13 protein-coding genes and 1 tRNA gene are annotated in these 14316 nt (G+C 64.4%); 4 read left to right on the top strand and 10 right to left on the bottom strand.

Going from position 1 to position 14316, the window contains the following annotated elements; genetic code table 11:
• Positions 1–41 precede the first annotated feature (41 nt).
• Complete coding sequence (locus ASC68_RS17170; protein ID WP_055881861.1) at positions 42–1127, top strand: citrate synthase; 1086 nt, start codon at positions 42–44, stop codon at positions 1125–1127.
• A 171-nt stretch (positions 1128–1298) separates the two neighbouring features.
• On the opposite strand, the gene cysK is transcribed toward ASC68_RS17170, so the two are convergent.
• The 6 genes from cysK to ASC68_RS17200 all read right to left on the bottom strand — a co-directional run bounded on the left by cysK (position 1299) and on the right by ASC68_RS17200 (position 6836).
• Positions 1299–2354: a cysteine synthase A gene (cysK, locus tag ASC68_RS17175; protein WP_055881864.1), complete on the bottom strand. Its 1056-nt coding sequence runs from the start codon at positions 2352–2354 to the stop codon at positions 1299–1301.
• A gap of 101 nt (positions 2355–2455) precedes the next feature.
• Positions 2456–3412 (bottom strand): small ribosomal subunit Rsm22 family protein, encoded by a 957-nt coding sequence (locus tag ASC68_RS17180; RefSeq protein ID WP_055881866.1) that lies wholly within the window; start codon positions 3410–3412, stop codon positions 2456–2458.
• Positions 3409–4254 carry a patatin-like phospholipase family protein gene (locus tag ASC68_RS17185; RefSeq protein ID WP_055881869.1) on the bottom strand — a complete coding sequence of 282 codons (846 nt, stop codon included), beginning with the start codon at positions 4252–4254 and terminating at the stop codon, positions 3409–3411. Before ASC68_RS17185 ends, ASC68_RS17180 begins: the two co-directional genes overlap by 4 nt.
• 95 nt (positions 4255–4349) lie before the next feature.
• Positions 4350–5630: an ATP-dependent Clp protease ATP-binding subunit ClpX gene (gene clpX / locus ASC68_RS17190; RefSeq protein ID WP_055881871.1), complete on the bottom strand. Its 1281-nt coding sequence runs from the start codon at positions 5628–5630 to the stop codon at positions 4350–4352.
• A 171-nt stretch (positions 5631–5801) separates the two neighbouring features.
• Positions 5802–6428, bottom strand: a complete 627-nt coding sequence (locus ASC68_RS17195) for an ATP-dependent Clp protease proteolytic subunit (protein WP_055881872.1) — start codon at positions 6426–6428, stop codon at positions 5802–5804.
• Between the two features lie 177 nt (positions 6429–6605).
• Entirely contained in the window at positions 6606–6836 is a 231-nt protein-coding gene (locus ASC68_RS17200; RefSeq protein WP_055882546.1) for a hypothetical protein, read from the bottom strand.
• 145 nt (positions 6837–6981) lie between these two features.
• On the opposite strand from ASC68_RS17200, the gene ASC68_RS17205 reads away from it, so the two are divergent.
• A complete protein-coding gene (locus ASC68_RS17205) occupies positions 6982–8223 on the top strand; it encodes a cytochrome P450 (protein WP_055881874.1) in 1242 nt (413 codons plus the stop codon).
• A gap of 122 nt (positions 8224–8345) precedes the next feature.
• On the opposite strand, the gene ASC68_RS17210 is transcribed toward ASC68_RS17205, so the two are convergent.
• The 4 genes from ASC68_RS17210 to ASC68_RS17225 form a co-directional block, all read right to left on the bottom strand.
• Positions 8346–9827, bottom strand: a complete 1482-nt coding sequence (locus ASC68_RS17210; RefSeq protein WP_055882549.1) for a bifunctional ADP-dependent NAD(P)H-hydrate dehydratase/NAD(P)H-hydrate epimerase — start codon at positions 9825–9827, stop codon at positions 8346–8348.
• 161 nt (positions 9828–9988) lie between these two features.
• Positions 9989–11368: a trigger factor gene (tig, locus tag ASC68_RS17215; protein WP_055881877.1), complete on the bottom strand. Its 1380-nt coding sequence runs from the start codon at positions 11366–11368 to the stop codon at positions 9989–9991.
• 66 nt (positions 11369–11434) lie between these two features.
• Positions 11435–11519: transfer RNA gene (locus ASC68_RS17220), tRNA-Leu, on the bottom strand.
• 89 nt (positions 11520–11608) lie between these two features.
• Positions 11609–12070, bottom strand: a complete 462-nt coding sequence (locus ASC68_RS17225; RefSeq protein WP_156387368.1) for a hypothetical protein — start codon at positions 12068–12070, stop codon at positions 11609–11611.
• Between the two features lie 366 nt (positions 12071–12436).
• On the opposite strand from ASC68_RS17225, the gene ASC68_RS17230 reads away from it, so the two are divergent.
• Positions 12437–12775, top strand: coding sequence for a P-II family nitrogen regulator (locus ASC68_RS17230; RefSeq protein ID WP_046105125.1), 339 nt, complete (start codon positions 12437–12439; stop codon positions 12773–12775).
• 63 nt (positions 12776–12838) lie between these two features.
• Complete coding sequence (gene glnA / locus ASC68_RS17235) at positions 12839–14248, top strand: type I glutamate--ammonia ligase (RefSeq protein ID WP_055881882.1); 1410 nt, start codon at positions 12839–12841, stop codon at positions 14246–14248.
• Positions 14249–14316 lie beyond the last annotated feature (68 nt).

Consider the following 14316-nt stretch of genomic DNA (forward strand, 5'->3'; position numbering starts at 1 on the left):
AGCGCGCCTACCTTCCGTTGCAAACAGCCAAGGAGGCTCAGATGAGCAATGGACTCGAAGACGTCATCGCAGCGGAAACCATCCTCTCGGATGTGGATGGGCTGGCGGGTCGGCTGATCATCCGTGGCCAGCCGCTCGACGCGCTGACCGGACACGTGAGCTACGAGCAGGTGCTGGCGCTGCTCTGGGATGGCTTCTTTGCCGACCTGCCGCGCGATCTGGCCACGCCGCTGGCCGACGCGAGGGCCGCCGTCTACCGCACCGTCGAGCGCGAAATTCCGCTGCTGGCCGAGCTGCCGGTCTACGATGGGGTTCGGGCCGTGATGGCACGGCTCCCTGACGGCACGGATCTCGAAACCGCGCTACTGCTGACCGCGGCTCCTGCGGTCGCCTTGCCGGCGGCGATCCGGCTGCAGGCGGGCAAGAGCCCGCGCGCTCCGCAGCCGGGCCTCGGGCACGCCGCCGATATGCTGAGCATGCTCGGCGACAGGCCGGCGGATCCGGCGGCCGCAGCGGCACTCGACAGCTATCTCGTCACCGTGGTCGACCACGGGCTCAACGCCTCGACCTTTGCGGCCCGTGTGGTGGCCTCGACCCTCGCCGGCCTCAACTCATCGGCGCTGGCGGCCTTGGGTGCGCTGAAGGGCCCGCGGCACGGCGGGGCACTCGGGCCTGTTCTCGACATGCTCGACGCCATCGGCACCGCCGACAAGGCCGCGGCCTGGATCGAGAACGAGCTGGCCAACGGCCGGCGCCTGATGGGCTTCGGTCACCGCATCTACCGGGTGCGCGACCCCCGCGCCGATGTGCTGAAGGCGGCGCTGGAACGGCTGACCCGGTCCGGCGCAGTCGATACCACCCGCGTCGAACTGGCCCAGCACGTCGAGGCGGTGGCGCTGGCGGCGCTGAAGCGCCACAAGCCCGACCGGGTGCTCGCCACCAATGTCGAGTTCTACCCTGCGCTGCTGCTCGAAACGCTGGGCTTTCCCCGCTCGGCCTTCACCGCGATCTTTGCCGCCAGCCGTATCGGCGGCTGGATCGCCCATGCCAGGGAAGAAGCGGCGAACGGCCGGCTGATCCGGCCGAAATCGCTCTATGTGGGGCCGGTGCCGAGGGTAGCGGCGTAGTCCGTCGCTTCTTCACGCCGGTGGGAGCTGACCCCCACCCCTGTCCCCTCCCCCTCTAGGGGACGCGGTAGCGCCCCGGAAAGGGGAGGGAGACCAAAACACAGGCTTCTCGGTAAACGTCTCCCTCCCCTTGTTTAGGGGGAGGGATCAAGGGTGGGGGTCAGCCTTGTGCTAAGCCGCCACCTTCGGCGGCAGCTGCTGGCCCGGGGTCGACACCGAGATGGCTTCCTCTTCCGGCGTCATGTCGGCCGGCACATCCGCGAATAGCGGGGTCGAGAGGTAGCGCTCGCCGGTATCGGGCAACATCGCCAGAATGGTCGAGCCGTCGGGCGCGGTCTCGGCCACCTTCAGCGCCGCCGCGAAGGTGGCGCCGGCGGTGATGCCGACGAAGATGCCTTCCTTCTGCGCCAGCTGCATCGACTGCTTCATCGCATCGGGGCCGGCAATGGTCAGCACCTGGTCGATCAACTTCTCGGTAACCGCCTCATTGGTGATCCACGGGATGAAGTCCGGGCTCCAGCCCTGGAACGGATGCGGCTTCCACGCCGAATGGCTGCCGGTCGCGGCATGGTCGGCGCGACGCTCCTGGCCTTCACCGCTGGTCAGCATCGGCGCGCCCTCGGGCTCGGCAACGATGATCTTGGTGTTCGGCATCTTGTCGCGCAGCACCCGGCCGACGCCGGTGAGCGTGCCGCCAGTGCCAAAGCCGGTGACCCAGTAGTCGAGCTTCTCGTCGGCGAAGTCGCGCACGATCTCCTGTGCGGTGGTCCGCGAGTGCATGTCGGGGTTGGCTTCGTTCTCGAACTGGCGGGTCTGGAACCAGCCATTCGCCTCGGCCAGGGCTTCGGCCTTGCGGATCATACCGTTGGCCCGCTCGGCCGCCGGAGTCAGCACCACCTTGGCGCCGAGGAACCGCATCAGTTTACGCCGCTCGACCGAAAAGCTCTCGGCCATGGTGACGACCAGCGGATAGCCCTTGGCCGCGCAAACCATCGCCAGCCCGATGCCGGTATTGCCTGAGGTCGCCTCGATCACCGTCTGGCCCGGTTTCAGCGCGCCGGATTTCTCGGCCGCCTCGATCACACCGAGCGCCAGGCGGTCTTTCACCGACCCGAGCGGGTTGAACGCTTCGACCTTGACGTACAGCTTGACGTTTTTCGGGCCCAGCTTGTTGATCCGGACAACCGGCGTATTGCCGATGGTCCCCAGAATATCCTTGAATTTCATGGTTCTTCCTCTTTGTGCCCCGTTGAGCGAGGAGATTACGCTTTGGCCCCGGGAGCGACAAGTGAACCTATGGTAGGGAATTCAGTAGAGGACTGCCGAGCCTACTCGGAGGTGACATCGCCCCAATCGAGCTTCTTCGCCGCCTTGAAGGCCGGCCTGTCCCGGCTTGGTACCACCCGTGTCTCGAGCCCATCGGCGCCGCAGACCGCCAGCGTCACCGAGAACTTGTTCTCTTCCGGCCGCCGCAGCACGCGCCCCGGTGCCGGCTTGCCGATATGCGGCCGCGCCACGACCAGATAGCTGTACTTTTCATCCTCGTAGCCGAGGGTTGCGCCCTTCATCCGCATGTGGTCGCGGCTGCGGCTGAGCCGCACCGAGAAGTGGCACCAGTCCGGCTCGACCAGCGGGCAATCGCGTTCATGCGGACAGGGCGCCAGCACCCTGCCCCCGAGTTCGATCAGCCGCCCGCGCACCGCCATCAGCCGCTGGTAGTCGCGCGGCCGGCCTGGCTCGATGATCGCCAGCACCCCATCGCTGTGCCGCCACAGCCGTTCCGCCGCCGCCAGCATCTCGGCATCCGGCAGCTCGGTCAGCGCATAGGCACAGGTAACCAGGTCGTATCGGGTCACCAGCTCGAACTGCCCGAGATCGGCCTCCAGCAGCTCGGCGCCGGCCAATGCCGTTCCCTCGGCCAGCGTCCCGGCCAGCGCGAGAAACGCCCGGTTGTGATCCATCAAAGTCGGCGCGATCCCCCCGAACGCCTCGGCCGCTGCCCGGCCGGCGGTTCCCGGCCCTGCCCCGGCATCGAGCAGCGTCTCCGGCGCGAACTCCGGCGCCCTCGCCTGCAGTTCCTCCAGCACCGCTGATACTGCCGCATAGGTCGCCGGCATCCGGCTCAGCGCATAGGCAATGGCATCCTCTGCACCGCCGATCACCTGCCGCGACGCGCCGCGTTGGCGATAGTGTTCGGAGATGCGCGCAGAGCTGTCCATCAGCCCCTTGCGCCCCTCGGCGAGGCGCCGCACTGCGGCGGCGAGATCGGCCGGCAGGTCGGTCAATGTCGGTTCGCCTTACGGATGCTGTGCGCCAGCAGCGCGTCGCTGACCGCCCGCTTGAACCGGTCCTTGTCGCCCGCCGCATTGTCGACGATCTCGCGCACCCGCCAGAACTCGCTGCCGCCGAACGGTCCGACCTCGGCACGCACATAAACGTCCGGCGGGTATTGCAGGACCGTGGCATCGACCAGCTTCTGCGACATGATCTCGGTCGCTACCACGGCGGAATCGGTGATGCTCGGCTCGCGCGAGGCATCGAGCAGTTGCGGCGTGCGATGTACGTCGATGCCGATGAGCACGTCGCACTTGCCGGCAATCAGCCCCAGCGGCAGCGGATTGGTGACGCCGCCATCGATGAAGTACCGGCCCTCGACATTCACCGGCCGGAACAGGCTCGGGATCGCCAGCGAGGCGGCGATCGCCGGGCGCAGCGGACCGGAGTCGAACACCACTTCCTTCCAGGCGTAGAAATCCGTCGCCACGACCGAGAACGGCACCTTGAGATCGGCGAAATCATGGGGAAACCCATCCGGCAGGAATGCCGTGGTGATCCCCCTTGGGTTCACCTGCATCGACAACCCGTCTTCGACGATCTGCTTGAAACTGAAGCGGTTGCGGTTCCACAGCGTGCTGGCGATCTGCTGCAGGCTGCCCAGCACGCTGTAGGCATGCTCACGCAGCTCCGCGCCGGTCATGCCGTTAGCCCAGCCCGAACCGATCAGCGCCCCGATCGACGAGCCTGATATCACCGAGGGTTTCAGCCCCAGTTCGTCCATCGCCTCGATATAGGGAATGTGTGCCAGGCCGCGCGCCGCGCCGCTGCCGAGTGCCACGCCGATCCGCATGGTGCCGCCTCCAGTCCGTTTCCTTATGCGACGGCCTTGCCCCAAATGAAAAGGCCCCGCCAGTAGCGGGGCCTTTGAACTCTTGCTCCGAGGGATCAGGCGCTGGTGGACAGCGCCTCTTCCTTCTTGCGCTCGGCGTAGATGTACAGCGGACGGGCGTCCTTGCCGTTCACCACTTCCTCGCTGATCACCACTTCTTCCACGCCATCGAGCGAGGGCAGGTCGTACATGGTGTCGAGCAGGATGCCTTCGAGGATCGAGCGCAGGCCACGGGCGCCGGTCTTGCGCTCGATGGCATGCTTGGCGATCGCCTTCAGCGCATCCTCGTGGAAGGTCAGCTCGACCTCTTCCATCGAGAACAGCCGCTGGTACTGACGCACCAGCGCATTCTTCGGCGCGGTCAGGATTTCGATCAGCGCGGGCTCGTCGAGATCTTCGAGCGTCGCGAGGATCGGCAGGCGGCCGATGAATTCGGGGATCAGCCCGAACCGCACCAGGTCTTCCGGCTGCACGTCCTTCAACAGGTCACCGACGCGGCGATCCTTTGGGTCCTTGACCACGGCCGAGAAGCCGATGCCCGAACCCTCGCCGCGCGCCGAGATGATCTTCTCGAGCCCGGCAAACGCCCCGCCGCAAATGAACAGGATGTTGGTCGTATCCACCTGCAGGAATTCCTGCTGCGGGTGCTTGCGGCCGCCCTGCGGCGGCACGGAGGCAACGGTGCCTTCCATGATCTTCAGCAGCGCCTGCTGCACGCCTTCGCCCGACACGTCGCGGGTGATCGACGGGTTGTCCGACTTGCGGCTGATCTTGTCGACTTCGTCGATGTAGACGATGCCGCGCTGCGCCTTCTCGACATTGTAGTCGGCGGACTGCAGCAGCTTGAGGATGATGTTCTCGACGTCCTCGCCAACGTAACCGGCCTCGGTCAGCGTCGTCGCGTCGGCCATGGTGAACGGCACATCGAGGATACGGGCCAGCGTCTGCGCCAGCAGCGTCTTGCCGGTACCGGTCGGGCCGATCAGCAGGATGTTCGACTTCGAGAGCTCGATGTCCTGGTTCTTGGTGGCGTGGTGCAGACGCTTATAGTGGTTGTGCACGGCGACGCTCAGCACGCGCTTGGCGCGGAACTGGCCGATGACGTAGTCATCCAGCACCTTGCAGATTTCGGCCGGCGTCGGCACGCCGTCCGAGGACTTCACCATCGAGGTTTTGTTTTCCTCGCGGATGATGTCCATGCACAGCTCGACGCATTCATCGCAGATGAAGACGGTCGGCCCGGCGATCAGCTTCCTGACCTCGTGCTGCGATTTCCCGCAGAACGAGCAGTACAGCGTGTTTTTGGAAGATTCGCCGCTGGTCGTGTCCTTGGACATCCTGTCACTCCTGGGAGTTCGGGCTCCCATCCCGGCTAGAAGAGAACGCTAGCCCCGGATACCTAAACAAAATGTAAGCCCGACCGACCTTAACGGCCAGCCGGGACCCACACAATCACACAAGTGTCACACTCGCGTAGGGCATTGAGATTCACCTTAACGGGAGAATCCTCACACCGCGTCGGGTGCTGCCCGCTTCTCGAAGATCGAGTCGATGATGCCAAAATCCTTGGCCTCTTCGGGGTTGAGGAAACGATCGCGCTCGAGCGCGTTGTGAATGGCCTCGTAGTCCTGGCCGGTATGCTTGACGTAAATCTCGTTGAGCCGGCGCTTCAGCTTCTCGGTGAACTGGGCGTGGATCAGGATATCGGTCGCCTGACCCTGATAGCCGCCGGACGGCTGGTGCACCATGATCGAGGCGTTCGGCAGCGCCGCGCGCAGGCCCTTTTCGCCGCCTGCGAGGAGGAGCGAGCCCATCGAAGCCGCCTGCCCGATGCACAGCGTCGCCACCGGCGGGCGGATGAACTGCATGGTGTCGTAGATGCCGAGGCCGGAGGTCACGACGCCGCCGGGCGAATTGATGTAGAGGCTGATTTCCTTCTTCGGGTTTTCCGACTCGAGGAACAGCAGCTGCGCCGCGATCAGGGACGCCATCTGGTCTTCGACCTGGCCGGTCACGAAGATGATGCGCTCCTTGAGCAGGCGCGAATAGATGTCGAAGGCGCGCTCGCCGCGCGTCGTCTGCTCGACCACGGTGGGCACGAGGTAGTTGTAGAAGGTATCGACCGGATCTCTCATTTCGAGATTTGTCCCTTATGGCAGGAAGAATCAGCGCTCGCGGCCGACTGAAGGCGATGCCCTGTTAAGGGCGGGTAAAGCGACAGATAGGCGCCAATGTGGCAGGCCGCAATACTCACATATTCGCGCAAAGCCACGGATCAGCGGAACCTGCCCGTATGGGGAGGGCCGGCCGCCTTACGCCTTGAACCCCACCGCCACACCGCGCTTCTTGAAGTAGGACTGCATGGTCTTGCGGCCCTGGCGGTTGTTCTGGGCCAGCTTAGCCGGATCGAACACCGCTTCCTTGGCGCCTTCCTTGGCCATCGCCGCCTTCAACGCCGCGATATGGACGTCGATATCCGCATTGTTCTCGCGCAGCGAGGTGTAGATGTTGTCGATCGCTTCGGTCAGGGTGAGGTCGCTCAAGGGCTCGAACTCCAATCAGTGTCTGGCGAGGCTACTAGCCGGTTTTTCCGTTGCGGCAAGCTGTTTCAGCAGGTCGTGATGGCTTCCCGACCGCCCGACGCGCCGTATAGCATGGCCCGCAGTATCAGTTTCAACGGGTCCTCTCTTGTCCGCAGCCGCTCCCTTCGCCCTCGCCGACCGTCACGCCAGCGCCCAGCCGCGCGAACTCGCCTTCTACCGCGACCCCTACGCCTTCTATGACGCGGTGCACGCGGCCTCACCGGCCTTCTTCTGGGACAATTACGATCACTGGTGCTTTGCCGGCTTCAAGGATGTCAGCGCCCTGCTTCGCGACAAGCGCTTCGGCCGGCAGATCCTCCACCTGATGAGCCGCGAGCAGCTCGGCATGGCGCCGCCCAAGGCTCACACCGCCGCTTTCGACCAGACCGAGAAATACACCCTGCTCAACCTCGAGCCGCCGGCCCATACCCGACTGCGCGCCCTGGTCAACCGCGCCTTCGTCTCACGCAATGTCGAGCAGCTGCGTCCCCGCATCGAGCGGCTGGCCAATGAGCTGATCGACGGTTTTGCCGCCGATGGCCAGGTCGAGCTGCTCCGCGCCTTTGCGGCGCCGATCCCCGCCATCGTCATTGCCGAGATGATCGGCATGCCCGCCGACATGGCGATGCAACTGGTCGATTGGTCCAACCGCATGGTCGCCATGTACATGTACGGCGTAACCTACGAGACCGAGCTCGATGCCAACCAGGCCTCGATCGAGTTCATGGATTATGTGCGCGAGATGATCGCCGAGCGCCGCCGCCAGCCGCGCGAGGACCTGCTTACCCACATGCTGACCACCGAGGTCGATGGCGAGAAGCTGACCGACGACGAGGTGATCTCGACCACCATCCTCCTGCTCAACGCCGGCCATGAGGCAACGGTCCATACCACCGGCAACGGCGTGAAGGCTATCCTCGAAAGCGGCCTCGACCCCAAGGCCCTGTTCGCCGATGCCGACCAGACCGAGGCGACGGTCGAAGAGTGCATCCGCTTCGATGCGCCGCTCCACATGTTCACCCGCTACGCCTTGCAGGATGTGACGCTCGACAACGGGTTGAGCTTCAAGCAGGGCGAGACCATCGGCCTGATGCTGGGCGCCGCCAACCGAGACCCCTCGCGCTTCGCCGAGGCCAACCGGTTCGACCCGTTCCGCAAGGATGGCGCCAATGTCAGCTTCGGTGCCGGCATCCACTTCTGCATCGGCGCCCCGCTGGCGCGCATCGAGCTGCAGGTGGCGATGCAGACCCTGTTCGACCGGCTACCCGGACTGAAGCTCGCCGCCGAGCCGCAATACAAGAACATCTACCATTTTCACGGGTTGGAGCGGTTGGAGGTCAGCTGGTAGCTCCGGCGCCCCCAGCCACCGGCTCATTCCCGCGAAAGCGGGAAGCTCCGTTTACGATCGTGCCGTAGGCGGGAAAACAGAGGTTCCCGCTTTCGCGGGAATGGCTCCGTGCATAACCGCGTCTACTCAGTCAGCTCCGCCAGCACATCGGGGATCAAGCCCGGCAAATCCTCGGCGATCAGCCCCGGCCCGCCCCACAGGTTCCCCGTTTCGCCGTGGATCCACACCCCGGCCGAGGCGGCATCGAACCCTTTCATCCCCTGCGCCAGCAACCCGGCGATGATCCCGGCCAGCACATCGCCTGAGCCGGCCGTGCCCAATATTGCCGGCGCATTGTCGTTGATCACCGCGTGCCCATCGGGAGCCGCGACCACCGTGTCGCTGCCTTTCAGCACCACGATGGCGCCGGAGCGCAGCGCCGCCGAGCGCGCCCTGTCGACCTTCGAGCCATCCACCTTACCGAACAATCGCTCGAACTCACCCTCGTGCGGTGTCATCACCACTGCCCGCTGAGGCCTCGCCTTGATCGCCGAGAACAGCGCCTCCGGGCTGTCCTTGAAGCTGGTCAGCGCATCGGCATCGAGCACCGTCGCCGCGTCGCTTGCCAGCACCGCCAGTACATTCGTCTTGGTGGCCTCGCCCAGCCCCGCTGCCGGCCCGATCACCACCGTGTTGATCCGATGGTCCTGCAACAGCAATTGCAGGCTCGCCGCGCCATCCACCGGCTTCAGCATGATCGCCGTGACGTGGTTGGCCTGGATCAGCAGCGAGGAATGCGCGCCGGCCAGCGTCACCAGCCCTGCCCCGGTGCGCAACGCCGCGGTCGCGGTCATCCGGCTGGCGCCGGTCTGCAGCGGCCCGCCCGACATCACGACGCAGTGGCCGCGGGTGAACTTGTGCCCCTCCGTCTCGAGCCTGGGCAGATGCCAGAGGTCGGGACTGTTGCGGTTGAGGTTCGGCCGGATCTCGCCCAGAACGCTGTCCGGGATGCCAATCTCCGCCAGCACCACCTCGCCGCACTGCTGCCGGCCCGGCAGCAGCAGATGCCCCGGCTTCAGCCGGAAGAACGTCACCGACACATCGGCTTTGATCGCCACGCCGCGGACCTGGCCACTGGACCCGTCGATGCCCGAGGGCACGTCCACCGCGACGATCGGCACGCGCAACCCGTTCACCGCCTCGATCAGTTCCGCGAGACCGCCCTCGATATCGCGATCGAGCCCGGCGCCGAGCAGCGCGTCGACTACCACCTTGGCGCCGCGCAACCCGTCCGGCCGCGCCGCCTGGATCGGTCCGTTCCACAGGTCGGCGAAGAACGCCGCATCGCCGGTCAGCCGGTCGCGCTCGCCGAACAGCGCCACCCGCACCTCGCGGCCGAGCTCCTTGAGTTTCTTCGCCGCAACGAACCCGTCGCCGCCATTATTGCCGGGGCCACAGAGGATCAGCACCCGCCCATCCGGATAGCGCTCCGCCACCAGCTCGGCCACGGCATTGCCCGCCGCCTCCATCAGCTTGAACGACTGAATACCCGACGCCACCGCCAGCGCATCGGCGCGGCCCATTTCGGCAGGCGTGAGGAGGGTGTGAATATTCTTGTCTGACATGCCGAGCCGCCGCGAGGTTCCCAGCGTCATCAATACCGCACGATCGGGGTGACCACCACATCGCCCCGTTCACGGATGTCATCGCGCAGCAACAGTGCATGGCCCAAAACAAAAAGGGCCGCCCCGAAGGGCGGCCCTGAACTTGTGATCGAGGCACCAGCTTAGTGGTGGTGCTCCTCCGGAACCTCGTCTTCGTCCGCAGCGATGATCTTGGAGAGCTCGGCGCGGGTCATCGGCTTGTCGGTCTTCTTGGCCAACTCGGTGACGAAATCCACCACCTTGTTCTCGAACACCGGAGCGCGGAGGCCGGCAAGGGCCTGCGGGTTCTTGCGGTAGTAGTCGTAGACCTGCTGTTCCTGGCCCGGGAAGCGACGCACTTCGGCGATCAGCGCCTGCTGGTGCTCTTCCTCGGTCACTTCGACCTTGTTCTGGTTGCCGATCTCGGCGACCACCAGACCCAGGCGCACGCGGCGCTCGGCGATCTTCTGGTACTGCTCCTTGGCCGCTTCCTCGGTCGTGCCCTCGTCTTCGAAGGACCGGCCGTGGTGCTCGACTTCGTGCACGACGCGCTGCCAGATGGTGTTGAACTCGGCTTCCACCAGCTGCTCGGGAACGGCGAACTTGTGGCCTTCGTCGAGCTGGTCGAGGATCTGCCGCTTGATCGCCTGGCGCCCCATCGAGTCGAGCGCGGTCTTCATCTGGTCCTTCACCGCGTCGCGGAGGCCCGCAACGTTCTCGAGACCGAGCGACTTGGCGAACTCGTCGTTGAGCTCACCGGCCTTCGGGCCATCGATGTGGAGGATGGTGACCTCGAAGTCGGCCTTCTTGCCGGCCAGTTCGTCCTGTGCGTAGTCCTTGGGGAACGTCACCTTGACGGTCTTGGTCTCGTTCTTCTTCATGCCCACGAGCTGCTCTTCGAAGCCCGGGATGAACTCGCCCGAACCGACGGTCAGGTGCGCATGGTCGGCCGAGCCGCCCGCGAAAGCCTCGCCCTTGATCGTGCCCTTGAAGCTGAGGCCGAGGCGATCGCCGGTCTCGACGAGGCCGTCCTCACCCTTTTCCTCATAACCACGCTGCTGCGCGAAGACGCGCTGCACTTCGGTGTCCACGTCTTTCTCGTCGAGCTCGACCACCGGCTTGTCGACGGCGAGCGACTTGAAGTCCATCAGGGTGACCGGCGGCAGCACTTCGTAGCTGACCTCGAAGTTGAGATCAGCTTCGCCGTCCAGAACCTGGTTGATCACGCCCTGGTCTTCCGGCAGGTCGACCTTGGGCTGGGTGGCGGCGCGCTCGGAGCGATCATCGAGGGTCTTCGATACGGTCGAGTTGATCGCGTCCGACAGTACTTCCGACATGGCGGAGCGGCCGTAGACCTTCTTCAGGTGCGCGGTCGGCACCTTGCCGGGGCGGAAACCCTTGATGTTCGCGGTGCCCTTGAGCTCATCGAGCCGCGCATCCAGCCGGTCGCTGAGATCCTTCTTGGGGATGACCAGGGAGAGTTTGCGCTTGAGGCCCTCGTTGAGGGTTTCTGTGACCTGCATTGGGGTATCCCGTTGTCTCTACAAAATTCGGTTGGCCGAAGTCGCTGGCAGTATCGCGGCGAGCTCTGGTGCGGGTGAGAGGGCTCGAACCTCCACGCCTTGCGGCGCTGGAACCTAAATCCAGTGCGTCTACCAGTTCCGCCACACCCGCAAGGTGCCCCGTCGGCCGGGTCGCGTGCATATATGTGAAGAATTGGGGAAGGTCAAAGGGAGAGGTGCAGACGTCAGGACGAGACGCGGCTACGGCCCATGGACAGGTGGCGGCGCAGCCTGCTGCCGCGGCCGCTTTCTTGCTTCCCGATCGATCCGCTCGGTGACGAAGTAGACATAGCCGGCCACCGCGCCGGCGGCAGCCAGCATGCCCGCAGGCCAAGGGGAAGCGCCTACGGTACTGCCGACAGCGGCTCCGATCCCGATGCCAAGCGGATAGTACGCTGCAGCTCCCACTGCGCCGAATGCCATGGCATAGCCGCTGGAGCGCAGCTCAAAGCGATTGCCCAGCCAGATGCCGAGCAGCACTACCGGCAAAAACAGCAGCATTGCGGGCAGCAGGCCGATCATGACGGCGAAGAATGCGAACAACGGGATGCCAAGCCCAACGTTGCCGAACGCCACCACCGCCGCCAACGCGAAGACCACGCACCCGGCGGCAACCGACAGCAGATATCCCGCAAACGAGAAGGTGTATGTCGACTGCGCCACCAGCATTTCCCGGTCAGTTGCAACAGCGATACCTAGCGCACTTCCCTGAGCGTCTCCACTCGGCCGGCCAATCCGGATCATAGTCGACCAGCGCGTTGGTGCCGTTCTTCAGCCCGAGCATTTGCCCACTTTCGCTGCAAACCGATCTTTGCCACTGTCTGTTTGCTCGTTTCGAACCGTCGAAATGAACAAATCGGCATCGTCATGCACATTCTTTGTGCAGGCACCTGCCGCCGTGCCTAGAGCGGCGGATCAGATGTTCGTCCTAGGCGCTTATTTTGGCAAGGTTTTCTCCGCTGCCGGGAAGCTGGCACGGACCCTGCATACAACCGAGCGGCACCCGACCGGTGCCTGTTGGAGGCCTGAATGAAGAAGATCGAGGCTATCGTAAAGCCGTTCAAGCTCGACGAAGTGAAGGAAGCGCTGCAGGAAGTTGGTCTGCAGGGCATCACCGTCACCGAAGCCAAGGGCTTCGGCCGTCAGAAGGGACATACCGAGCTCTACCGGGGCGCGGAATATGTCGTCGACTTCCTGCCCAAGGTGAAGGTCGAGGTGGTGTGCCCCGACGACCTCGCCGAGAAGGCAATCGAAGCGATCCGCACGGCTGCGCAAACCGGCCGCATCGGCGACGGAAAGATCTTCGTCTATTCGATCGAACAGGCTATCCGCATCCGCACCGGCGAATTCGGCGACGACGCGCTCTAAGGGGCACCTCTTCGCGCGTCTCTCCCGCCTAGCATCAACTCCAGACTTACACAGGGGAACCTAATGACCACTGGAAGCGACATCCTCAAGAAGATCAAGGACGAGGACATCAAGTACGTCGACCTCCGCTTCACCGACCCGCGCGGCAAGCTGCAGCACGTCACCATGGATGTGACGGTCGTCGATGAGGATCTCTTCGAGGAAGGGACCATGTTCGATGGTTCCTCGATCGCTGGCTGGAAGGCCATCAACGAGTCCGACATGGTGCTGATGCCCGATCCGAACTCGGCCTATCTCGACCCGTTCTTCGGCGCCCCTACCCTCGCCATCAACTGCGACATTCTCGAGCCGCTGACCTACCAGCCGTATAACCGCGACCCGCGCACCACGGCCAAGAAGGCCGAGGCCTACGTCAAGGAACTCGGCATCGGCGACACTGTGGTGTTCGGCCCCGAGCCCGAATTCTTCATCTTCGACGACGTCCGCTATTCGAACACCACCTACAAGGTGGGCTTCTCGGTCGATCACTCGGAACTGCCGATCAACAACGACACCGAGTACGAGTCGGGCAATACCGGCCACCATATCGGCCTCAAGAAGGGCTACTTCCCGGTGCCGCCGCTGGACAGTGCGCAGGACATGCGCGGTGAAATGCTCGCCGCCATGGCCTCGATGGGCGTCACCGTCGAAAAGCACCACCACGAAGTGGCCTCGGCGCAGCACGAACTGGGCATCAAGTTCGCCCCGCTGATCAAGTCGGCCGACGACGTGCAGATCTACAAGTACGTGATCCAGCAGGTCGCCCAGGCCTACGGCAAGACCGTGACCTTCATGCCCAAGCCCGTCTATGGCGATAACGGTTCGGGCATGCACTGCCACCAGTCGATCTGGAAGGACGGCAAGCCGCTCTTCGCTGGTGACCAGTATGCCGGCCTTTCCATGGAAGCGCTGTATTACATCGGCGGCGTGATCAAGCACGCCAAGGCGATCAACGCCTTCACCAACCCGACCACCAACAGCTACAAGCGTCTCGTGCCGGGCTTCGAAGCTCCGGTGCTGCTCGCCTACTCGGCGCGCAACCGCTCGGCTTCGTGCCGCATCCCCTTCGGCCAATCGCCGAAGTCGAAGCGCGTCGAAGTCCGCTTCCCCGATCCGCTGGCGAACCCCTATCTCGGCTTTGCCGCGCTGCTGATGGCCGGCCTCGACGGCATCAAGAACAAGATCCACCCGGGCGACCCGATGGACAAGGATCTGTACGAGCTGCCCAAGGAAGAGCTGAAGCAGATCCCGACCGTTTGCGGTTCGCTGCGTGAAGCCCTCGAGTCCCTCGACAAGGACCGCGACTTCCTCAAGGCCGGTGGCGTGTTCGACGACGACCAGATCGACAGCTATATCGAGCTGAAGATGACGGAAGTCATCAAGTTCGAGCACACCCCGCACCCGGTCGAGTACGAGATGTACTACTCGGCCTAAGCGCCGGATCGATCGAAGGAATATGGAAGGGCCCGGCAACGGGCCCTTCTGCTTTTCGGTGGACAGAA

The organism is Devosia sp. Root105 (genome assembly GCF_001424865.1).
Lineage (GTDB): Bacteria > Pseudomonadota > Alphaproteobacteria > Rhizobiales > Devosiaceae > Devosia_A.

Bases quoted from the DNA above. Each gene is read 5' to 3' on its own strand.
- clpX (WP_055881871.1), bottom strand. From the start codon at position 5,630: ATGTCCAAGGACACGACCAGCGGCGAATCTTCCAAAAACACGCTGTAC.
- ASC68_RS17170 (WP_055881861.1), top strand. From the start codon at position 42: ATGAGCAATGGACTCGAAGACGTCATCGCAGCGGAAACCATCCTCTCG.
- glnA (WP_055881882.1), top strand. From the start codon at position 12,839: ATGACCACTGGAAGCGACATCCTCAAGAAGATCAAGGACGAGGACATC.
- cysK (WP_055881864.1), bottom strand. From the start codon at position 2,354: ATGAAATTCAAGGATATTCTGGGGACCATCGGCAATACGCCGGTTGTC.
- ASC68_RS17185 (WP_055881869.1), bottom strand. From the start codon at position 4,254: ATGCGGATCGGCGTGGCACTCGGCAGCGGCGCGGCGCGCGGCCTGGCA.
- ASC68_RS17230 (WP_046105125.1), top strand. From the start codon at position 12,437: ATGAAGAAGATCGAGGCTATCGTAAAGCCGTTCAAGCTCGACGAAGTG.
- ASC68_RS17195 (WP_055881872.1), bottom strand. From the start codon at position 6,428: ATGAGAGATCCGGTCGATACCTTCTACAACTACCTCGTGCCCACCGTG.
- ASC68_RS17210 (WP_055882549.1), bottom strand. From the start codon at position 9,827: ATGTCAGACAAGAATATTCACACCCTCCTCACGCCTGCCGAAATGGGC.
- tig (WP_055881877.1), bottom strand. From the start codon at position 11,368: ATGCAGGTCACAGAAACCCTCAACGAGGGCCTCAAGCGCAAACTCTCC.